Genomic DNA, 21,086 nt, shown 5'->3' with positions numbered 1-21,086 from the left:
TCTCCGTGTGAAATATATTTGCGAATAATGACTTCGCATCCTGCCCGGATTTTCCGGCACACAAAACGTACAACAAATCGTCGGGCGGTCTGTGCCCGGCGTCAGAAATTCCGATAGCAAGTTACATTTAGTCTTACTTGCAACATTGTCGGGTAAATAATGCATGCCGTCTCGTTTGCCTGTCGTGCTCGAGGTGCCAGTGTTGTTTTCATGCCGGAAACACATCGATAAAACACCGCCGGAAAGGATTTTCAGCCCCAAATGCGGTGTTCAGCACAGCCATCCGGCGGTCGTCGGCAGAAAGTCTGGCTATCTGCGAAAGGCAAATGCGGAATTCTGCATACTTAGCCTGATTTTTTGGGATTCATGAAATTGATTTGCCACCGTTGCGGCAAATATCCTGATGGACGCTGTTTCTTTATGACTTTGAAAGATGGCGGGTTCGTGTCGGCGAAGCTGTACGTCAGAAATAAAAGCAACAGAACCGGCGCTGTTCTATGCGTTTCTTAATGTACTCATTGGTATAAAAAATGCCATGCACATATGCCATGATATGATTATTACCATTTCCATTAATAAACTTTCTGACCATTCGTCAGGCGCCGATCATGACCCAGAACAAGCGATACATTCCCATTGATGCTGTTGAAAGTGCTGTTTTACCTGACGCTAACACGTTGTTGCCACGTGATGAAGTGTATGAGCCGCTAGCGCAAATGATCAAAGAGGCACTGGAGAAAGCCGAGGCAGCGAAAGGCAAATCGCTGAACCAGTTACGCGAACATAATGCCATCTCAATTGACGGTGCGCGTGGCACCGGTAAGACTGCTGTACTGGTCAACCTGAAAAGTTATCTGAATCAGGACAAGCACAAAGATATTCTGAACAAAGTCCACATTCTTGATCCAGTTGATCCTACCTTGTTAGAAAACGGCGAGTCATTATTTTTACATATCATTGTTGCTGCTGTACTGCACGACAATGAAGTGAAAGAAGCGCAAAGAAAAGACCCTAACAAAGCCCGTCACCTGAATCAGACCCTGGAAAAGCTCGCCCATTCGCTGGAATCGGTCGAGACTCAGCAAGAGCGCCATGGCATGGACAAAGTTCGTGCGATGTACAGCAATAAGCAATTGGCGGACTGCGTACAGGATTTTTTCCGAGAAGTGCTGGGGTTGCTGGGCAAACAATTGCTGATTCTGCCAATTGACGATGTCGACACTTCGTTAAACCGCGCCTTTGAAAATCTCGAAATCGTACGGCGTTATCTGGCAACGCCCTATGTTTTACCTATCATTTGCGGTGACCGTTCACTTTACGATGAAATTACCTGGCGCGATTTTCATGGGCGCTTGACGAAAGATTCCAAACATTTGTCAGAAGATGCGTACGAGCGAGCTGTCGAGTTGGCGGTGGAATATCAGAGAAAAATATTGCCTTTCCCGCGCCGCTTAACCATGCCAGATGTTAGCAAGTACTGTGAAAATTCGGAAATCAGACTTAGTAGAGAGGGCAATGAAGCGATGCCATTGCCTAATTTTATTGCCTGGCTGGAGATTTTTTTGGCAGGGCCGGTCAATGGGCTGGGCGATAGCCATTTATCGTTGCCGATTCCATCAATGCGCGCGCTGACACAATTATTAAATCAGTGCCGTCAGTTGATTCCAGCGCTACCCAAGGGCATCAGAGAGGCTGATACCCCCCTGCAGGTTAAGCGAGCATGGCAAATGCCGGATGTGCCGGAAAAAGCGATTGAAGAGTTTGAGAGGGAATATCAAAAACGGCATGTGGATGAAAAACGTGCATATGGTCCGGCCTATGTAAAATTTTATGACTTTGCGAAGCAATCTGTTTCAGCTGATGTAAAAGAGAACTGGAGCAGTGTTGACCGTCAGGCATGGATATTCAATCTGGATAAACATTTTAGTTCTGAACCTACCGGTGGCCCCGCACATCTGGTTTTACAAGCACGATTGCATTGGCATCGATGGTCGGATACGCTTTCTGGTCAGCGTAATGGCAGTGTATTTGATACGCCGCTGTTCCAGCCACGCCTGCATGATCAGGCAAACTACCAACTTTTTGATAAAAGATATGATTTATCAGATTGGGGGGATGCATTGAGAAATAGACTTCCCAAAGTATGGTTTCGAGGATTAGAGGGGCTGAAAACAATTCTTCCATACCCACTGGTAGAAGTTGGTTGCAATATTGATAAAAATTTGCAAAAACAGCTTTCGGCGAGCCGTAAAACAAACCCCCAAACCTGGATGAGTGAGCTTGGTAAACTATCACCTGACGTTGCAAATGATGAGCAGCGTTGTCGGAAGGCAGGATTATTATTAAATTTGCTGGCCGAACATTACTTCTATAAGCCTGCCCAACGTACAGTAGTGCTGAATATTGGTCGTATTTTTGAGTTAATTATCGCGAGTCTGCTTGGCGACGTGGAGTTGAGCGACTTGCAGCGGATTCTGCATTCGGCTCCATTTTTCTCAGCAAAGTCACAAGTGCAGGAGATTGCGGTTTCGGAGCAACAAGAAAATGATGACGGGGAGGAATCAACCGATGACAGCAATAATGAAAATACTGTGGATCCGCTCGATTTGGCGTTGGTCGATTTGTTGAAGGGAATTGCAGATTGGCGCAAAGAACATGCCATTGCTCAGTTAGATATTTCTCCTTGGCTGATTTATAAGGTTTTTGAAAAAGTTTATTCCGCGATATCGGATAACAAAGAGTATCGGAATGGGCTGAGTAATTTAGATGTTGCTTTGAATAAAGCTGGGTTGGTATTTTATGCGACTTGGTCTGCGTTTGGTCATTTCGAGAAAGGGCGCTTGTTCGGCTTACCTGAACTTGTTACAGGCGTGAGCTTACGTAAGATACAAAATTTCGAAAACAACGATCATTTCAGAATGAACGTAGGTCATTTGGCACCTCGTAGTCATCAACTAGTATTTCCTGATGTTGTCACAGCCCAGCATCGAAAACAATATGGTGCTGCGACGAGGTCCTTAACATACGTATTGGCTTATCACCCGTTGCGCTACTGGATCGAAGAGATTTCTTATTATGTTTGTGGTGATGCATTTGCACCACCCCCATCGCCACAAACGCAGGAAACTGCAGATGCGACTGTAGGGCAGGCCTCCGTAGCGAAAGCTTGGTTGTGTGGGAAACTGCAATTAGATACACAAAAAAGACTCACTGAGGCCAGCATACGAATGGCAATTCTGAACTGGACAGTCGATGAATGTCGCGCACTGAACAGTGAAATGGAACAAATATACCCAAAAGCTACGGAACGCACGGTTTTGCTGAAGGCATTAAACACAAAACTTCCTGAACATTTCTAATGCTACAGCGTACTTTGACTGAATGTGCCGCCGAGTGTTTTTTCGGCGACGAGACATTGGCGGCATGGCTTTGGGAAGCATTGCTCAAACCAACAAATGAGCTTGAGTCTGCTCGCTGGCATCAGCTGCAGGAGAATTTTTACCATCTGCTGGTAGAGGTTATCGAGGCGCGCTATCCGCGTGAACACCGGTTGACAGACGTTCGTCAGTTGATGGGGCGTATGCTTGATGGTGACCTGCTGCTAACACCGGTACTGCCGTGGCTGGACGAGCTGCAGCAACGGCTCATGCAACGTAATGGTGACTTGCTGTGCTACCGCGAAGGGGAAGTCCGCGCATATGTGCGTCTGGCGGCAGGGTTGGATCCGACGCTGTTAGCTGGCTGGCACTTTGCAAGCTGGTTAGCGGAAATTTCATGTCCTAACGTCAATGACATTCGCCGCATTGTGTCGGCGCAGACTGCGTTTTTCGCACCGCCGGGCAACCCGTCATTGCCATTTGCCGAGGGGCATGTACATTTCTGGGGTGTTACTGCGGATAGTGCAATTCTTGATGAGTTTCTTCTGTCGAATCGTGCCTTATCTCTTAATGAAAAGGCGAGTTTGTGGCAGCGCGAACAGCACGATGATCTGCAGATTTTATTGCAACGTGCGCGGCAATTGCTGGTGCTGCTGTTAGAACCACGGGAGCAGCACTGTATCTCACATGGTACGCAAAGTGTCTGGTCATCGCATTCGGCGGGTTGGCCGCAACATCTTGCGCGCTTTACGCTTACTACACACGACCCCTGTCGTCAGCCGGACTGGGATTTGCTGGCCAGCAGCCTGTCTGCCGCAAAAACTGGCAGTGCCGATTGGTTGCTTGGCGAGTTCGCTCAGGCGATGAGCCGTGGTGACGCGAATCGCTGGCTGTGGCTGTATATCTATCTGTGTGCTTGCTACAGCGACGCGGACACACATCCGCTGCAACGCGCAGCGATCTTGTGCTTCTGGCAGACAGTCAATCAGCTGCGTCGCAGTTTGATCATGGATGGACAAGGACTGACCCGTTTTGCGGAGCGGTATTTTGGCTCGGCAATGCATCGTAAGCCAAAACAGCATGATAATTTTCGGCGTCTCTGGTCTTCCAACGCTGATGTAGCAGAGATTAAATCTGGGCCAGATGCATTTTCCGGAAAATTTACGCGCTCATTTACCAAGGGAATGACAAAAACAGCGGAATTGAGCCAACCAAAACCACCGTACATTTTTGGCGAGCATGAAATCAAGCCCGACGGTAAAGCGTTGAGTTACTTGCAGAATCTGGAACGATGGCAGTTTTGTGGCCATTTCTCCCGTTCACAACGTCATAAGCAAAACCGACGTCCCAAGGCTGATAGCAATCAGCTGTGGAAAGACGCTGAAAAACTGATGTGTAACCTGCAAAGTCGGTCTGGCTGGAATGCATCTGAATTTCTGGGCGGAAAACTGAACCCGAACTTTCATTTTCAGCCTGCCAGATGGTTTCGCGGGCTGGATGTGGCGGGCGATGAAAATGCACTGAAAATCGAATGGTTTGCGCCGGTACTGCGATGGCTGCGCTGCGGCTTCAAATCCCGACCAGATGGCGAGCGCGCCAGTACGGGTTTTCATCTGAGCATCCATGCCGGTGAGGATTACGCGCATCCTGCGTCGGGTATGCGCCATATTGACGAGACCGTGCGTTTTTGTGAAATGCGCGAGGGCGACCGGCTGGGCCATGCTCTGGCACTTGGTATCGTGCCGAAGCAATGGGCAGCGAGGCAGGGAGAGATGGTGCTGCCGCTGGATGAGCATCTGGATAATCTCGTTTGGTTATGGCATCACGCCGGAGTACTGAGTGGCGTTTTGCCGCTGGCGCAGCAGGTTTTGCCCTCGTTAGAGCGCCGCATTGTGCGTTTCTGGCGTTTGTCGCAATGGTGGCAGGCAAACGATTTGATGGCAGGTGCTGCTACGAATCAGCAGCCAGATTCTAATTTGACTGCAGGGTTCGAAACTTCGCCCCTGTGCCATGCAAGGCCGGATGATCTGTATCAGGCTTGGTGGCTGCGGCGTAATTGTCATTATCGCTTCCAGTCTCTGAATGGAGCGTGGCCGGTTGATTCACGTGAGCTCTGCGCCTTACCGGACAATCAGGAATTAAGAGAGCAACGCACCCTGGCAAGCAAGCTGTATCTTGCACGCCATAGCTGGCTCGCGACGCTGAAAGAGGCGCCGATGGTCATTGTGCGTATGGGTGATGAGGCAGCAGCGCATGGTGGATTCCATTCAAAAGCGCGTGCCAGTGCAGGACTTGGGGGCAACAAAGACATACTGGAAGATGTTGATACACCCGCCGAGCTGGAATTCATGCATGCACTGCAAGACTGGTTACTTACCGAATATGACAAGTTAGGGCTGATTATTGAGGCGAACCCTACATCCAATGTCTATATAGCGCGGCTGAAATCACACGCTGAGCATCCGATTTTCCGCTGGCATCCACCGGATGAATCGAAACTCGACACCGGCGCTGACGCCAATCTTTACGGGCTGCGCCGAGGGCCGGTTCGTGTACTGGTAAATACTGACGATCCCGGGATTATGCCGACCACGTTGCGTACGGAGTTCTTGCTGCTACGCGAAGCGGCGCTGGAACTGAAGGTTGGTCGCACTGTTGCAGAACGCTGGCTGGAGACTTTGCGCCAGTATGGAATCGAGCAGTTTCATCGCAATCATTTACCGGTGTTTGAGCCAGTCTGACGTGGGAGTTCGCTGGGGCTGATATCCGGTATTTCGGAGATTGTGAATTTGCCTTCCAAAGTGCTGTTTTACCCTCAAATGCGGAGTTCTGCATAATAAGCGTGTATAAGAGTGATTTTTGAGCGTTCATAAAAAAGCGCGTCACCTGAAATCAGGGGGACGCACTTTTTTGTTGGTGCCAGCGGCGGCGGGGTGTTTGGGGGAACTGCGATCCTTAAACGGAGCGCAGGGTTACAGCGGTTTTACGCAGAGTTTGAAGTCCTCGTCTTCTTCGTACTTCATGATCTGGAATTCGAGGCTGCGCATCAGTTTCAGCATGCCGCTGTTTTTGGCGAGGACCAGGCCTTCGATTTTTTGCAGGCCGCGCTGGCTGGCGACGTCGATGATGGAGCGCATCATGCGGGAGCCGAGGCCTTGTCCGCTGAATTCGTCGGCGATCAGCAGGGAGAATTCGCAGGTGGTTTTGTCCGGGTTGGTGACGTAGCGCGAGACGCCGATGATTTTTTCGGTTTCGGTGAAGCCGCCTTCCTGATCCGGTTTGCGTTCTCGGTAGACCGCCACCAGCGCCATTTCGCGGTCGTAGTCGATCAGTGTGAATTTGGCCAGCATGCGGTCAGACAATTCTTTAATCGACGATACAAAGCGGAAATAACGGCTTTCTTCCGACAAGCCGCGTACCAGCGCTTGCAGCATGTCGGCATCATGCGGATGCAAGGGACGCACCAGATAGTGCGAACCGTCGCGCAGCGGGTATTCCATTTCGCTGCCGGCGGGGTAGGGCGAAATCGCCAGATGTTCGTAATTGCCGGGTTTCAGCGCGACGTTTTCCACCACAATGCGCGCATCCACCACAATCGCGCCTTCGGAATCCACGATGACCGGATTGATATCCATTTCTTTCAGTTGCGGCAGCGCGCATACCATTTCCGATACGCGCAGCAGAATTTGTTCGATGGATTCGCGGTGTACCGGCGCATAACCGCGCCATGCATCGAGTATGTGCGAAGAGCGCACGCGCTGAATCAGGCGGTGGGCTAAGAACTGGTTCAGCGGTGGCAGTTCCAGACTGCGGTCAGCGATCAGTTCTATCATGATGCCGCCAATGCCAAATGAAATCACGGGGCCGAATAATTCATCGCTGGTGACGCCGATAAACAATTCGCGGCCTTCGGTTTTGCCTGCCATGTTTTGTATCGTGACACCGTTGATGCGTGCATCCGGACGCAGTTTGCTGACACGCGCCATCATGGTTTGCCAGGTTTCGCGCACCGCTGCTGCGTTACTGACATTCAGCGCCACGCCTTGTACGTCAGATTTATGCGAGATTTCCGCTGAGTCGATTTTTAATGCGACCGGATAACCAAGCTGATTGGCGACCAGCATCGCTTCGTTATTGCTGCGGGCGAGTATGGTTTTGGTGACCGGAATATGGAATGCCGACAGCAGCGCTTTTGATTCCATTTCGGTCAGCACTTTGCGGCGCTCTGCAAGCACGCTTTCTATCAAGATCCTTGCGCCTTCGATATCCGGTTCCGCCAGTTGCGATAAGGAAGAGGGCACCTGGCGCAGCAATTGCTGGTTCTGATGGAACAGGGAAATGTGGTGGAAGGCATCGACCGCGGCTTCCGGTGTGCGGAAGCTCGGTACATTGGCTTTGTACAGAATGCGGCGCGCTTCAATTACGCGGTCGTCGCCCATCCAGCAACTGATGATGGTTTTGCTGGCCAGTGCCTGTTCTTCTGCCAGCGCCTGCGCTACGGCGGAACTGTCTGCGCCCGGCGTTGGTGCCAGCATCACCAGTATGCCGTCGATCTCGCTGCACTGTGCGCAGGCTTTGATCGCGGCGCGGTAATGTTCTGCATTCGCATCCAGTCCCAGATCTAGGATGGAATCAATCTTGGCGAGTGGCGACAATTGCGGTTTTAAGGTTGCCGCCGATGCCGCTGACAGACTTGCCAGCGATAAACGCAATTCGTTGACCGCATCCGCCGCCAGCACAGCAGGCCCGCCGCCATTGGAAATAATCGCCAGACGGCGACCCATCGGCAGATACGGTGAGGACAGACATTTAATCGCCGCAAACATTTGCACCATCGAACCGACGCGCACCGCACCGGCGCGCTGCAAGGCGGCGTCAAAGATCGCATCGCTGCCTGCAATATTGCCGGAATGGGTGAGGGCGGCCCGGGAGCCGTCTTCTTCGCGGCCGGATTTCAGTACGATGACCGGCTTGGCATTCGCCGCCGCGCGTAATGAGCTCATGAAGCGCCGTGCATGGCGTATGCTTTCCAGATACACGACAATGCTGCGCGTATCGCGGTCTTCCGCCAGAAAATCCAGTACCTGCGCGATATCGACTGCGGTATTGCTGCCCAGCGTAATCAGCGAAGAAAAACCGATGCCGCTTTTTTCTGCCCAGTCCAGCACGGAACTTGCCAGCGCACCGGATTGCGACACCACGGCGATATGGCCGGGGCGCGCCAGTTTGCCCATCACACTGGCATTCAGTAAGGCTTTCGGACGCTGGAAACCCATACTGTCCGGCCCCAGTAAATGAATCTGATGCTGCGCGGCAATCGCATATAAACGCGCTGCCAGCGCAGCATCCACACCCTGAGACAACACCACCGCCGCCTTACACTGTATGCGTCCGGCCACTTCCAGCGCATTCGCAATTTCTTCATTCGGCAAGGCAATCAGCGCCAGATCGGCTTTCGACGCCGCCAGATCGCCCAGCGTGCCGGTCATGCTGCTGTCTAAAAAGCTGACCGGGCCCTGAAAGCCGCCGCTTTCCAGATCTTTCAGTAACTGGGTCGCCAGATCATTCAGACTGTCCGGCTGCGCAGGATTGCCCGCAAAAACCACCAGCGAACGCGGTGAAAACAGATTGGAGAGATAGTGTTTGTCCATAATGTTCAGTGTTCTCAGTGAAGACTTCAGCGGTGTTGTGTATGCAGTCTGCGGTCGGTGCGGTATTGCGTTGTTGGGTTTTTTCGTGTGTTTCAGCGTGATTCAAAAGCTCCATAAGGCGCAGAAACTCAGTCCGCGCCGATCAGCACCTTCACGTGGGCAGCGGCGCTGCGTCCCAGCGGCGACAATTCATAGCCGCCTTCCAGGCAGGAAACAATCCGGCCTTTTGCATGACGGTTCGCCACGCCGACCAGTTCCCGCGTTACCCATTCAAAATCGGCTTCGGTTAAACCCAGATTGCCCATGTCATCTTCGCGATGACCGTCAAATCCGGCAGAAATAAACAGCAATTGCGGACGGAATGCATCCAGCGCCGGAATCCAGTGCTGGCTGACCGCTTCGCGGAAAGCCTTACCGCCAGAGCGCGAAGGCAGGCCGGTGTTCACCATATTCGCTGCCTTGGGCACGTCACCGCAAAATGGATAGATGCCGCTTTCAAAACTGGAACACATTAACACGCGCTGATCGCCGGCCAGAATATCCTCACTGCCGTTGCCGTGATGTACATCAAAGTCCACCAGCGCCACGCGCTCCAGCCCGTAGGTATCCAGCGCATGCAGTATCGCCACCGCCACATTATTGAAGAAGCAGAACCCACCGGCCGCAGCCCGTTCTGCATGGTGGCCGGGCGGGCGGATATTGCAAAACGCCACCGGCGCCTTACCGGTCGCCACCAGATCCGCCGCCATCACTGCCGCACCGGCAGCGCGCAGGGCAGCGCGATAGGAATAAGCATTGATGCGGGTGTCAGGATCAATCTGCACATAGCCATCCTCCGGCACATTCGCACCGGTATCGGCAAACTGCTGCAGATAGTCCGCACTGTGCGCCCGCGCCAGCTGATCCTGCGTCGCCAGCGGCGGATCAAACGCATGCATATAGTCCAGCAAACCACGCATCAGCAACTGATCACTGACCGCACCCAGCCGCTCAGGACTCTCAGGATGCTGCGCCCCCATCTCATGCTTCAGACAATCCGCATGACTCAGATAAGCAGGTAACATAATTTTTATCAGATATTGGTCTCCGCTGATGATTATAGGGAGACAGGCTTATGGTTTGCTTACGTTTAAATGCAGGTTGTTTAAATTTCGTTGACTTCTTTTAGGTGAGTGTTGTCAGCGAAGAAATTTGGATTAATTGCGGCGTTTTTCCAATATTGTAAAACGTAGTCATAAAATTCAAGGTCTGGCGACGCACCGCAAATCGGGAATAATTCCCTCCCAATTTTGCTAAACAGTACTTGACCAATTTGCAGTTTGTTGTCTTTTTCACCCAAAAATTCAATTTTTATTTTTTTGTTCCAATAGGATGCTGTCGTGAATTGGTCAGGGCATTCATTGTACAAACCGTTAAGCTCGAAAGAAATTAGGCCTATCGTTTCTAGATGCTTAAGCGAATTGAAATTTATGCCTCGATCAGAATATATCTGCTCGCGGACATCAAATATTAATGGCAACGGCTCCCCTAAATGCCATACAAATCGGCAGAGATTGGTAAATAGATGAGCATCTTCTTTTTCGACCGAGCGAACAAAATCAATTGTTCTCTTTGAAAATGTCCCTGGACTTGTAGCTTCTCCAACCAACATTTTTGCCCAAAGAGACTGCATCTCATTATCTGAGACAGTGTCACAATTTTTGAAAAAATAGGCCAGCCAGTCTTCTTCGATTTCCGCAGGATTGGAGTGATCAGGGAGATCTTTGAGTGCTTCAGAAACAATTTTTTCGATAATTTCCTGCTTACGTGCTTCTTGTCTAAGTAATCTTTCAATAGCCCTTTCTTCGATTTCACTTAATGCGATCTTTCCTTCGGCTCGAATCATTGCTACTGCCACCTCAGCTTTTGCAATTCGCTGCATTTGAACAGGTTCGAAAATTCCGCCTATTGCTTTCGAAATGTTTTTTATGAGCAGGGTCATAGGTTTCGAAAGCTCCCCTAGGTTATTCAATATACTTACATCCGGCATTTGTCACCCATCGAAATCGAAAAATAGTGCAAATATTGTAATTGCAAAGCCGTAGTAAAGCTGCTGAAAAAATTTAGGAAATGGAGGCGGAAAAACAAAAAAGCCAATCCGAAGATTGGCTTTTTTAATTTGATGGTCGGGGCGAGAAGATTCGAACTTCCGACCCCCTGCACCCCATGCAGGTACGCTACCAGGCTGCGCTACGCCCCGACTCGAACCTCTGATTATAGACGAAAGGATACTGAATTTCTACTTGCTGCCGGTGGGCGCACCGGGAAATGACATAAACCGGGGTGTGTGATTCAAAAAGTGGAAAAAAATTTCCACACTTCGCTGAAAAGTTCATCAATTGTGCGCAAAAAACTGCAACAATACGCGCCACAAAGCGGCGGACGTGGTGTCCTGCCGAGGAATACAGAGAGTGAGACAACATCATGACAATCAAAATCAGTCAGAATTTTGATGCGGGTGCCATCGAGGTGGTAAAGGCAGAGCAGGCGGGCGATATTCAGCTGAATCTGCGCAAAGATTCGAACGCGGATTTTTGCCAGTGGTTCCATTTCCGTTTGCAGGGTGCGCGTGATCAGGAAGTGGTCATGCAATTCCTGAACGCCGGTGAGGCGACTTACGCTAAAGGCTGGGAAGATTACCGCGCAGTGGCCAGTTATGACCGTGAAACCTGGTTCCGCGTGGATACTGAGTTTGATGGCAAGGTGATGACCGTGCGCCATACACCGGAACGTGACAGTGTTTATTACGCTTACTTTGAGCCATACAGCTGGGAGCGTCATCTGTCTTTGCTGGGCGGTGCAGAACATTCGCCGCTGGCACGTGTGGAAGATCTGGGCAGCACCGTGGATGGTCGCGATTTGAATATGGTGGTGGTGGGGGACCCTGAAGCGCCGAAAAAAATCTGGATCATCGCACGTCAGCATCCGGGTGAAAGCATGGCGGAATGGCTGGTGGAAGGCACGCTGAATGCGTTGCTGGACCCTGCAAATCCGTTTGCGCGTGAAATTCTGCAGCGTGCAGTAGTGTATGTGGTGCCGAACATGAATCCGGATGGTTCTGTGCGCGGCAATCTGCGTACCAATGCGGCCGGTGCCAACCTGAACCGCGAATGGATGACGCCATCGCTGGAAACATCGCCGGAAGTGTATTACGTGAAAAACAAAATTCACGAAACCGGTTGCGATATGTTCCTGGATATTCACGGCGATGAAGCGCTGCCTTACATTTTCGTGGCAGGCAGTGAAATGATCGAAGGTTTCACTGAGAAACAAGCGCGTGAGCAACAGGTTTTTGTCGATGCTTTCTGTGCTTCCAGTCCGGATTTCCAGACCAAATACGGTTACGAAGCATCTAAGTACAATGCAGATATGCTGAAACTGGCATCCAAATACATCGGTCATACCTTCAAATGCGTATCGCTGACGCTGGAATTGCCGTTCAAGGATAATGCGAATCTGCCGGATGAATTTGTCGGCTGGGATGGCGCACGCAGCGCTAAACTGGGCGAAGCCATGCTGCAGCCGATTCTGGCTTCACTGAAAGCGGCTGAATAAGCGCTTTCCGGATACGGAATCTGATAAGCGTCTGCTGCGGCAGGCGCTTTTTTTATGAGGAAAAAATGGGAAAAGAAATCGAGCGTAAGTTTCTGGTGACGTCGGATGCATGGCGCAGTGAAGGGCAGTCTTCCTTGCTGAGACAAGGTTATATCAGCGCCGAGCCGGGCCGTATCGTGCGTGTGCGTATCGATGGCGACCATGGCTGCATCACGATTAAAGGCATGGCAAGCGGCGCAAGCTGCGGCGAGTGGGAATATCCGGTGCCGTTACAGGATGCAGCAGAATTGCTGGATCAGGTATGCGAAAAGCCGCTGATTGAAAAATACCGCCACCGTATCGCGCGCGACGGTGTGCTGTGGGAAGTGGATGAGTTTCTCGGCGAAAATGCCGGATTAGTAGTGGCGGAAATCGAACTGGAATCAGAAGAGCAGAGTTTCGTCCATCCGGACTGGCTGGGTGAAGAAGTGACGGAAGACCGCCGTTATGCGAACGCGAGCCTTATTCGTAAGCCATTCAGTCAGTGGTAAGCCGTCGTACTTGTGCGGCAGGCTGTGGTAAATATGCAAATCTGATACGAGCTTACATAAAACAGTAAAAATTCGGTGTTAACACTGTTTATATGGCGGCGCAGCATTTCTGTCGGACAAGATTTGCCACACCCCGCATAACGACCGGACATTCTGTTGTCTTACCGATTGTCGGACAAATGCGGTGTGCAAATTTCTGCACGAAGTATGATGCTCACTGTATAGATCAGGTCGGGAAACCGTGGTGTTTCAGTTGATATTCATATTCATTCTCGGCCAGAATGGCGCCTTTGCGGCATGCACGTGCATGCTTGGCAACCAGGTAGTGATTCAGGTTTGAGCAGAATAGGTGTTCCCATGAAAAAAATCGGTTTCGTCACATTGCTGGCGTCTGCGTGTTTCTCTGTGTCTGCATATGCGGATTTTAAGGTGTTAATCGGTGTTGATCCGGCGGATATGCAGAGTAAAAATCTGGCGACGCTGGTTTCTCCGACGCCGGGTATCAGCAGCGCACTCGGTACCCAGGTTTCTCTGCGTCAGACGGCAGATCTGACCGATGCAATGCGCGCCACCCGCACACAAGAGAATGATATGGTCGTCGGCCCTGCACACGTCGCTGCGTCGGCCATCAGCCATCACTATCAGTTACTCGCCCGTCAGAAACAAAATGCCGAATTTGTGCTGGTTGCGCGGGCTGATATTGGTGCGCCACAACAAATGAGCGGAACCCGCCTTTACCTGACGCAACAAGATTCCGTTCGTGCTTATCTGGCGAAAGCCATGATTGAGGAATCCGGCTTAACGCTGAAATCGTTTAAAACCGTGATTTACGGCAAAACCAGCGGCGCCGGTTTGCTGGCGCTGAGTGCGAATCTGGCAGATGTTACCGTCGCGGGTAAGGAAGAAGCCGAAGCATGGATGAAGGCGAATCCTAAACTCGCCAAGATCATCAAGGTAACGCAACCGGTTCCTGCCGGTCTGGCGATCATGGTGAAAAAAAGCATGGGCGACGCCGAGAAAAAGAAAATCCTGCGCTGGGCAGTTTCAGCAGATGCGGAAAATGCCGGACTCGGAAAAATGCAGCAGGGTACGCTGGCGGATGAAAGTCTGTACCGCTATATCGCGACACTGGGTATTCTGACCCCGCCAACCATTCCGGGCGTGACGACCGTTGATACGCCAATGGTGCAAAAACTGATCGCCTCCGGCATGACGCCGGTGGATACCCGTTCTCAGAAAGAGTTTGATCAGGAACACATCCCCGGTGCAATCCACGCACCTTACATCGAAAAAAGCCTGAAAGACCGCGATTTTGATGCAAAGCTGGATGACTATTCAGCAATCAGCCGCTTACCGAAAGACAAAGCCGTCATCTTTTATTGCAACGGACCGGAATGCTGGAAGTCCTATAAGGCTGTGATTGTTGCAAAGCAGGCCGGCATCCAGAAAATCTACTGGTACCGCGAAGGCATGCCGGACTGGCGCGAAAATAAAATGCCGGTCGAAGCGAAATAAGCGTGCGGCAACGATGTGATTGATCGAATGTAAGATTACATTCATCGCAGAGCATTTCGGCTCTGCAATGTACCGGAAACAAAAAACCGTTCAGTGTGCACTGAACGGTTTTTTTATTGTGGATTCTTAATTATTATATTTAGACATTCAGACATTTCCAGCAAAACGCTTACTACCTGAAGCAATCCAGACCACCAGCGCCAGCACACTGACCGGAAATAGAAATAACAGCGGAACCGCCAATGCAGGATAGCTGTAGCTGATCAGAGCACTCAGTGCCGCAACGGCTGCTGGTATCAGCATCAGTTTGCCTACATACCGGTTAAATGCAGCAGGATCTTTCAGTGCCGAATAATCGACTACATTCAGCAACGGCTTTGTGCCTGCAAAGTGAAATGCGACTGCGCACAGCAGCGTGATCACTGCCAGAATCAATTGAATGCCTGACATGATTTTCCTTTCACAGAAATTTCAGCTGTGCAGTAATTGCAGTGTAATTTTGACAAAGTTGCACAGTAAACATATTATTCTCTTCTTTTTGTAAATTTGCAATAAAAACGAATATTCGCGCCAGCGTGGGAATACGGCTTTTTCCGATTATTTCCCATAACTACCAGCAACCTGAAATCAACAGTCATACATGAAAATTCTGAAGAAAATCGCCGGCCTTTCTCTGCTGGCAGCAAGTCTTTGCTTAACTGTGACAGCACGGGCGGATGAACCGACATTTAGTTTGAGCAAGGAAGGGCAAACAATCGTTTTTAAAGGATTAATCGACACGGCTTCTTCTGAGGCCCTGATTGCGGCCATTAATGAAGGTACCAACCGTATCGTCATCACTTCGCAAGGGGGCAGCATGGAAGATGCGCTGAATATTGCCGAAGTGATGCAGAAGCATAAAATCGTTATGGAAGTAAAAGACTATTGCATCTCAGCTTGTGCGAATTTTTTATTTATCGCAGCCTCAGAGAAAAAATTGTTACCGGAAGCGATGCTGGGTATTCATGGTGGTGCAATGAATACCCGAACGGATGAATTCCGAAAAATGAAGGCGAGCAAAAATGAAGTGTTTCAGCAGTTTGTGCAGCTGAATGAAAGAGGCCGGGCTTTTTTTGATGCTGTTGGATTCGATGATGAACTCTTACGCATTTCGGGAAAACTGACCCGGTCCGTGCCGACCGTATATCGTGCTAAGCTCAAAGATAGTAGTGAGGAAAAAGTCTTTACAGAAGAAAAGCGTTTTCAAGCCTTTATAAAAGCACATATAAAGCAGGTTAGTAGTATGTCCTTCAGTCCGGATTCTCCATTGGTTTATTTCCCGAATCTGCACATGCTGACGAAGTACGGTGTAACCGGCATTACAGACTATCCGTATCCGGCAGATCAGCAAGCGATGGATGCGCTGGCAAAACGCCTGATTGATCAGGATGATTTAGATATCAAACTGATTGGTGATTATGTGCGTCAGTAACTTTCTGCTGGCGTCATTCCGAACAAGCAGAGCCGGATAGCACGCTCTTTGAAGCGTCAGCCGGAAAATAAAAAGCGATACCGGTTTCAGCGGCATCGCTTTTTGTTTCCGGGCTTGGAATGAAGAATTATTTTCCGGCTACCGCAGACACGTATTTCGCTACCGTCCGGATCTCATCCTCGCTGAGCAAGCCTTTAAACGAAGGCATCACGCCGATGCCGCCGCGTACTGCTTTTTCGACGCGTGCTGCATCTGGTTTTAACTCATCCAGCACCGGGCCGATATCGCCGCTGCTGTCTGCATCTTTCAGCGTGTGGCACAGCGCGCAGGCGGGTGCTGCTTTGGTGGTGAAGATTTTTTTGCCTGCAGCCAGTTCTGCAGCGGTGGGCGGGGCAGCATTTGCCGCCGCAGATGTCGCTGTCTGTGCGAACGCAGAGCCGGTACAGAGTGCCAGCATCATTGCAAATGCAGCAGATGCTTGGTTCATTGTATGTCGCATCATGCTGCCACCGTCACGCTGACGGCATGGTCTGCCCAGCTGTTATTGTTGTAGCCATGCGCGTTTTCCAGACGCTGTTCCGGTTGCACATTGCCCGCGGTATCGGTAGCGCGGCTGACCAGCTTGTGTGCGCCTGCGGATAAAGGCAGGGTAACGCTGAACTGACGCCATGCGTATTTGCCCATATCCGGGCCAAAGAAACGGGCTTTATGCCAGCTTTTGCCGCCATCAGCAGAAACTTCCACCAGCTTGACCGCATGTACGCCGCCGAATGCCACGCCCTGAATCACGGTTTGACCTGCACTCAGTTCGCCGTTGTCTGCCAGCGGTGCGGTAATCCAGGATTTCACCGGCATTTCCCAGACGGATGGATCATTCGGGCTGCTTTCCTGACCGGCAGCGGTAATGCGGTAGCCATGCTTTTGAATTTTGGCTTCGGTTTGCGTGGAGGTAAATGCCAGACGCTTGATGTATTTGATGTTATTGACGCCGGTGTAACCCGGTACGATCAGGCGCAGCGGGCCGCCGTGGGCCAGCGGCAGAGGAGAACCATTCAGCTCCCACGCCAGAATCGCATCTTCAAAGGCTTTCAGCGGCATTGAGCGTTCAACGATCAGCGATTTCGGATCCACGCCTTCCGGCAGTTTTTCGCCGCCGGTACCGGTCATAAACGCCATGCCATCGGCCACGCCACCGCAGGCTTCAATCAGGGCTTTGACAGGAACACCGCTCCAGACCACGCAACCGGCAGCGCCGACTTGCCACGGGGTGCCGCTTGGCTTGCTTGGGAAAAATCCGCGCCCGTTGCCGGAGCATTGCAACACCGTGGTTACAGATTCCACTCCCATGGCACGCAATTGTTTCAGGCTGAAGCTGGCTGGTTTTTTGACGCCTTCCACCTGTAAAACCCAGGCGTCGCGATCTGCCACGATGGCGGCATCCGGTGTTGGCAGATTGTTGCGGATGAACAGTTTTTCAGACGGTGTAATTACACTGCTGCCAAAGGCACTGCGCTTCAGTTCGATGGTGCTGGAGGAATGCACGATCATCGCATCCGCTGTTTTCCAGTTCGCAAATGGCGGCAGCGGTTTTGGTGCTGCGGCGGTTGCTGCGGCCTGTGCCATCGCGGTTTTGGAAAATCCGCTTAAACCGGCTGCAGACAATGCCAGACCGGTGCCAGCCAGCCAGTGGCGGCGTGTCAGACTTTGTGGCTGCTTTTCAGAGGAATGTGATGACATGCAAGTCTCCTTATGTGATCGGTGCGGCTATGCTGCCGCTGCAAAACAGAAAAATCTCGTCAGTGAAAATGGGCAGTTCCCGGCGCTGGTGTATCTTCGGGTGCTTCCGGATGTACCAGCTCTCCGTCAGGATCAGCGAACATCGGGGTGCCGCAATCGTCACAAAACTCAGCATCAAAAATTTCGTTATGCCAGATGACGTCGACGATACCGCATTCACGCAGTAAAGCGGAAATTTCGCCGGTTAAACGGCCAGCGTCATCGAATTGCACCGCTGTGTTTTTGTCGTCCGGCTGATACAAAGGCCAGACCACACCGTACAAAATTTCCGGTTTATCGGCAGCAGCAAAACCAATCCGGTATTCGTCAATATCATCGCCGTTATCCGGCGTATCTGGATGGCGGAAACCGGCAATCACGGCGCGGATTGAATCCGGATGCAGTTCAAAGGTTTCGCCAAGATAGTACACCGCCGATTGCAACGATACCGGACGGATACGCAGATCCGCTTCGCGGCAGGCGCTGAAATACGATTCCGGCAGCAATGGTTCGGTATTGCAGCCGGGAATCAGATGGTTCAGCAATACTTCTGTACTTTCCGTCCAGTCTTTCAGCGCTGCATCTTTCGCTTTTTCGATATCGAATGGCGCTGCGCTTAATTGCCAGCGGAATACAGGCGCGCCTTCCGGTACAGCCACCACTGCCATCAGGAAGCGCACGTCGGCCAGAAACGGCACGGTTGGCGGATTTTCCGGAGCAGACTGGCTGGTTTTGCCTTGCATCAGCACGGCGGTTTGCTGCTCCAGCAGCGCAAAGGTTTCGCAGTGCTGGCGCGGTAATTGTTCAATCGAAAATAAATGCGGCAGCAGCCGTAAACGCGCATCCGGTGCCAGCAGGATTTTGCTGAAGCAGTGCGCGAATTGCTGTTGCATATCGGCGTTCAGCGGGCCGGAGGCAATTTCAAAGCGGGTCCAGGCCAGTACCGGCGCAGCGATTATTAAGCTGCGCCACGGTTTGCCTTCGTGTTCAAACTGCAGCGAAGTGCTGACGGTTTCCATGGTTTCCGCCAGCACTTCGTAGCCATTCGGGGATTTTTGCAGCAAGTGCTCGGTCGCACCATCCAGAATATCCTGATGGTGCAGATGCAGGCTGCGGATCACTTGTTCATCCAGCTGCTGTTGCCAGAACTGATCTTCATAACGGCTGGAAGATTGCGCAACAGCCACGGCCAGGTTGACGAGGCGCTGACTTTCAGCGGCCAGTTTTTGTCTGGAATGTTTGATTGGGCGGCGCATATTCATCTCTTTTCTTGTGTGCGGAAACCTTGCTGCGCCGGGATCAGCGCAGCAATTATTTACGCTGTCTTGCACTGATACTGGCTATTGCCGAACAGCGCATCACGCGCGGTATCCGTGGTTAAAGGCTTGCGGTAATCGGCCAGCACCTGCACCGCGCGTTGCACAGCAGGGCGGGCAGCGATTTCATCAAACCAGCGTTTTGCGTGCGGGAATTCTTCCCAGTTGATGCCCTGATTTGCCGCAGAGCGTGCCCACGGGAACACGGCCATGTCGGCAATCGTGTATTGCTCACCGGCCAGATACGGCGTGCGCGACAACTGGGTATCGATCACACCGTACAAGCGGCGTGCTTCATTGGTGTAACGGTCGTAGGCGTACTGGATTTTTTCCGGTGCATAAATGCGGAAGTGGTGCGCTTGTCCCAGCATCGGGCCAAAGCCACCCATCTGAAACATCAGCCATTGCAGGGTCTGATATTTTTCACGGTCGGTATCACCGAGAAACTGCCCGCTTTTACCCGCCAGATAGACCAGAATCGCACCGGATTCAAACAAAGAGATCGGTTTATTGTCCGGCCCGTCAGAATCCACAATCGCCGGAATTTTATTGTTAGGAGAAATCGCCAGAAATTCCGGCTTGAACTGATCGCCCGCACCGATATCCACCGGAAACACCCGGTATGGCAAGCCACATTCTTCCAGCATGATATGCACTTTGTGGCCGTTTGGTGTGGGCCAGGAATAAACATCAATCATGGTTTTCCTTCCGTGTTCAGAGGGTGATGACAACAGGGCAATCCGGCGAATGTTGCGTCCGGCTTCATGCAGATTATGAACCTGCACCGGACTTTTTGCAGACGTTTCCATCCATGCAAGGTATGCTGTCACGATATGGCAGAAAATTCAATGTTTCCTGTCCGGGTTTTATCAAGGAGAAATACATGCAGGACATCATCGGCCAGCAGGCCAGAGAAGAAATCACGCGTCGCTTGCGTGCCGCAGAGCAAGAGCACGACGTGAAGATTTTGCTGGCAGTGGAATCCGGCAGCCGCGCCTGGGGCTTTGCATCTCCCGACAGCGATTACGATGCACGCTTTATTTATGTCCATCGTCCGGAATGGTATTTATCGGTCGGACTGGAAGAGAAACGCGATGTGATTGAATATCCGATTGTCGATGAGATGGATATCAACGGCTGGGATATTCGCAAAGCGCTGCGTTTGTTCTGGAAATCGAACCCGGCATTTGTGGAATGGATGCTGTCACCGGTGCAGTATGAGCAAAGCGGGTGTTTTCATCAGGAAGCCCTGAATTTAATGCCAACGGTGTATTCGGTTGAAAACGGTATGTATCACTACCGCAGTACGGCCAAAACCAATTTCCGTTCTGAGCTGCAATCAGAACTGGTGCGTTACAAAAAATACTTTTACGTATTGCGCCCATTGCTGGCGACACGCTGGCTGGAACGTTATCAAACCCCCGCGCCGATTGAATTCGATAAGCTGATGACACTGATCAGCGATCAGCCGGAACTGACATCAGCGATTGCGGGTCTGCTGGAAAAGAAAAAGCGCGCCAACGAAAGTGAACTTGGTCCGCAAGTGCCGGTAATTCATCAGTTTATTGCGGAAGAACTGGCGCGTTTAGATGCCATCGTGCCGCCGCGTTTCACCCGTACACCGGTTGAACCCCAGTTATCTGCACTGTTCCGCAAGGTATTGCAGCAGACATGGGGAGAATAAAATATAAATAATTAAATTAATAAAATTAACGAAGAATGAAAAAAGTTAGAACTCATTTCATCAATACCCGCGAGATGCGTTTGTCTCATAGCGCGGGCTGGCAAGGCGGACAAGGCAGTGAATAGCGGTGCTATTCACAACGCGTCCAACGCTGTCCAGCGTGCGCTATGAG

General features: G+C 51.3%; 15 protein-coding genes and 1 tRNA gene. 7 read left to right on the top strand and 9 right to left on the bottom strand.

What is annotated here, in order from left to right; genetic code table 11:
• Positions 1 to 608 precede the first annotated feature (608 nt).
• Positions 609 to 3,359, top strand: coding sequence for an antiviral RADAR system adenosine triphosphatase RdrA (gene rdrA / locus KDM89_RS17775; protein ID WP_212689273.1), 2,751 nt, complete (start codon positions 609 to 611; stop codon positions 3,357 to 3,359).
• A gap of 56 nt (positions 3,360 to 3,415) precedes the next feature.
• The gene (gene rdrB, locus KDM89_RS17770; RefSeq protein ID WP_212689272.1) at positions 3,416 to 6,118 is read left to right on the top strand and encodes an antiviral RADAR system adenosine deaminase RdrB; all 2,703 of its coding nucleotides are present in this window, start codon (positions 3,416 to 3,418) and stop codon (positions 6,116 to 6,118) included.
• A gap of 231 nt (positions 6,119 to 6,349) precedes the next feature.
• Here the strand turns inward: rdrB and KDM89_RS17765 are convergent, their stop codons facing one another.
• From KDM89_RS17765 to KDM89_RS17750, 4 genes are all read right to left on the bottom strand, one after another.
• Positions 6,350 to 9,028: a bifunctional acetate--CoA ligase family protein/GNAT family N-acetyltransferase gene (locus KDM89_RS17765; protein ID WP_212689271.1), complete on the bottom strand. Its 2,679-nt coding sequence runs from the start codon at positions 9,026 to 9,028 to the stop codon at positions 6,350 to 6,352.
• Positions 9,029 to 9,156: 128 nt separating this feature from the next.
• Positions 9,157 to 10,092 carry a histone deacetylase family protein gene (locus KDM89_RS17760; protein ID WP_212689270.1) on the bottom strand — a complete coding sequence of 312 codons (936 nt, stop codon included), beginning with the start codon at positions 10,090 to 10,092 and terminating at the stop codon, positions 9,157 to 9,159.
• 80 nt (positions 10,093 to 10,172) lie between these two features.
• Positions 10,173 to 11,009, bottom strand: a complete 837-nt coding sequence (locus KDM89_RS17755) for a DUF2806 domain-containing protein (RefSeq protein ID WP_212689269.1) — start codon at positions 11,007 to 11,009, stop codon at positions 10,173 to 10,175.
• Between the two features lie 181 nt (positions 11,010 to 11,190).
• Positions 11,191 to 11,267, bottom strand: a tRNA-Pro gene (locus KDM89_RS17750).
• Between the two features lie 224 nt (positions 11,268 to 11,491).
• On the opposite strand from KDM89_RS17750, the gene KDM89_RS17745 reads away from it, so the two are divergent.
• The 3 genes from KDM89_RS17745 to KDM89_RS17735 all read left to right on the top strand — a co-directional run bounded on the left by KDM89_RS17745 (position 11,492) and on the right by KDM89_RS17735 (position 14,667).
• Positions 11,492 to 12,622: a M14 family metallopeptidase gene (locus tag KDM89_RS17745; RefSeq protein WP_212689268.1), complete on the top strand. Its 1,131-nt coding sequence runs from the start codon at positions 11,492 to 11,494 to the stop codon at positions 12,620 to 12,622.
• A 65-nt stretch (positions 12,623 to 12,687) separates the two neighbouring features.
• On the top strand, positions 12,688 to 13,152 hold the full coding sequence (locus KDM89_RS17740) for a CYTH domain-containing protein (protein WP_212689267.1): 465 nt from the start codon (positions 12,688 to 12,690) through the stop codon (positions 13,150 to 13,152).
• 357 nt (positions 13,153 to 13,509) lie between these two features.
• Complete coding sequence (locus KDM89_RS17735) at positions 13,510 to 14,667, top strand: rhodanese-like domain-containing protein (protein ID WP_212689266.1); 1,158 nt, start codon at positions 13,510 to 13,512, stop codon at positions 14,665 to 14,667.
• A 147-nt stretch (positions 14,668 to 14,814) separates the two neighbouring features.
• On the opposite strand, the gene KDM89_RS17730 is transcribed toward KDM89_RS17735, so the two are convergent.
• Entirely contained in the window at positions 14,815 to 15,117 is a 303-nt protein-coding gene (locus KDM89_RS17730; RefSeq protein WP_212689265.1) for a hypothetical protein, read from the bottom strand.
• Between the two features lie 190 nt (positions 15,118 to 15,307).
• On the opposite strand from KDM89_RS17730, the gene KDM89_RS17725 reads away from it, so the two are divergent.
• Positions 15,308 to 16,138 carry a hypothetical protein gene (locus KDM89_RS17725; protein ID WP_212689264.1) on the top strand — a complete coding sequence of 277 codons (831 nt, stop codon included), beginning with the start codon at positions 15,308 to 15,310 and terminating at the stop codon, positions 16,136 to 16,138.
• Between the two features lie 127 nt (positions 16,139 to 16,265).
• Here KDM89_RS17725 and sorU read toward each other — a convergent pair whose 3' ends face one another.
• The 4 genes from sorU to KDM89_RS17705 are packed head-to-tail and all read right to left on the bottom strand — an operon-like array spanning position 16,266 to position 19,928.
• The gene (gene sorU / locus KDM89_RS17720; protein ID WP_212689315.1) at positions 16,266 to 16,595 is read right to left on the bottom strand and encodes a SorU family sulfite dehydrogenase c-type cytochrome subunit; all 330 of its coding nucleotides are present in this window, start codon (positions 16,593 to 16,595) and stop codon (positions 16,266 to 16,268) included.
• A 41-nt stretch (positions 16,596 to 16,636) separates the two neighbouring features.
• Entirely contained in the window at positions 16,637 to 17,875 is a 1,239-nt protein-coding gene (sorT, locus tag KDM89_RS17715; protein WP_212689263.1) for a SorT family sulfite dehydrogenase catalytic subunit, read from the bottom strand.
• Positions 17,876 to 17,934: 59 nt separating this feature from the next.
• On the bottom strand, positions 17,935 to 19,170 hold the full coding sequence (locus KDM89_RS17710; RefSeq protein WP_212689262.1) for a DUF2863 family protein: 1,236 nt from the start codon (positions 19,168 to 19,170) through the stop codon (positions 17,935 to 17,937).
• Between the two features lie 59 nt (positions 19,171 to 19,229).
• Positions 19,230 to 19,928, bottom strand: a complete 699-nt coding sequence (locus KDM89_RS17705; RefSeq protein WP_212689261.1) for a glutathione S-transferase family protein — start codon at positions 19,926 to 19,928, stop codon at positions 19,230 to 19,232.
• A 185-nt stretch (positions 19,929 to 20,113) separates the two neighbouring features.
• Between KDM89_RS17705 and KDM89_RS17700 the strand changes: the two genes are divergently transcribed.
• The gene (locus KDM89_RS17700) at positions 20,114 to 20,914 is read left to right on the top strand and encodes a nucleotidyltransferase domain-containing protein (RefSeq protein ID WP_212689260.1); all 801 of its coding nucleotides are present in this window, start codon (positions 20,114 to 20,116) and stop codon (positions 20,912 to 20,914) included.
• The last annotated feature ends 172 nt before the right edge of the window (positions 20,915 to 21,086 follow it).

This window comes from Cognatundibacterium luofuense (assembly GCF_018139685.1).
GTDB classification, from domain to species: domain Bacteria; phylum Pseudomonadota; class Gammaproteobacteria; order Burkholderiales; family Burkholderiaceae_D; genus Undibacterium; species Undibacterium luofuense.
Note: the sequence above shows the minus strand (reverse complement) of the source record. Positions and strands in the feature narration are given on the sequence as shown.

What these genes read in the sequence shown, in the direction of transcription:
- rdrA (WP_212689273.1), top strand. Translation starts at nt 609, where the DNA reads ATGACCCAGAACAAGCGATACATTCCCATTGATGCTGTTGAAAGTGCT.
- KDM89_RS17765 (WP_212689271.1), bottom strand. Translation starts at nt 9,028, where the DNA reads ATGGACAAACACTATCTCTCCAATCTGTTTTCACCGCGTTCGCTGGTG.
- KDM89_RS17760 (WP_212689270.1), bottom strand. Translation starts at nt 10,092, where the DNA reads ATGTTACCTGCTTATCTGAGTCATGCGGATTGTCTGAAGCATGAGATG.
- KDM89_RS17755 (WP_212689269.1), bottom strand. Translation starts at nt 11,009, where the DNA reads ATGACCCTGCTCATAAAAAACATTTCGAAAGCAATAGGCGGAATTTTC.
- KDM89_RS17745 (WP_212689268.1), top strand. Translation starts at nt 11,492, where the DNA reads ATGACAATCAAAATCAGTCAGAATTTTGATGCGGGTGCCATCGAGGTG.
- KDM89_RS17740 (WP_212689267.1), top strand. Translation starts at nt 12,688, where the DNA reads ATGGGAAAAGAAATCGAGCGTAAGTTTCTGGTGACGTCGGATGCATGG.
- KDM89_RS17735 (WP_212689266.1), top strand. Translation starts at nt 13,510, where the DNA reads ATGAAAAAAATCGGTTTCGTCACATTGCTGGCGTCTGCGTGTTTCTCT.
- KDM89_RS17730 (WP_212689265.1), bottom strand. Translation starts at nt 15,117, where the DNA reads ATGTCAGGCATTCAATTGATTCTGGCAGTGATCACGCTGCTGTGCGCA.
- KDM89_RS17725 (WP_212689264.1), top strand. Translation starts at nt 15,308, where the DNA reads ATGAAAATTCTGAAGAAAATCGCCGGCCTTTCTCTGCTGGCAGCAAGT.
- sorU (WP_212689315.1), bottom strand. Translation starts at nt 16,595, where the DNA reads ATGCTGGCACTCTGTACCGGCTCTGCGTTCGCACAGACAGCGACATCT.
- sorT (WP_212689263.1), bottom strand. Translation starts at nt 17,875, where the DNA reads ATGTCATCACATTCCTCTGAAAAGCAGCCACAAAGTCTGACACGCCGC.
- KDM89_RS17710 (WP_212689262.1), bottom strand. Translation starts at nt 19,170, where the DNA reads ATGCGCCGCCCAATCAAACATTCCAGACAAAAACTGGCCGCTGAAAGT.
- KDM89_RS17705 (WP_212689261.1), bottom strand. Translation starts at nt 19,928, where the DNA reads ATGATTGATGTTTATTCCTGGCCCACACCAAACGGCCACAAAGTGCAT.
- KDM89_RS17700 (WP_212689260.1), top strand. Translation starts at nt 20,114, where the DNA reads ATGCAGGACATCATCGGCCAGCAGGCCAGAGAAGAAATCACGCGTCGC.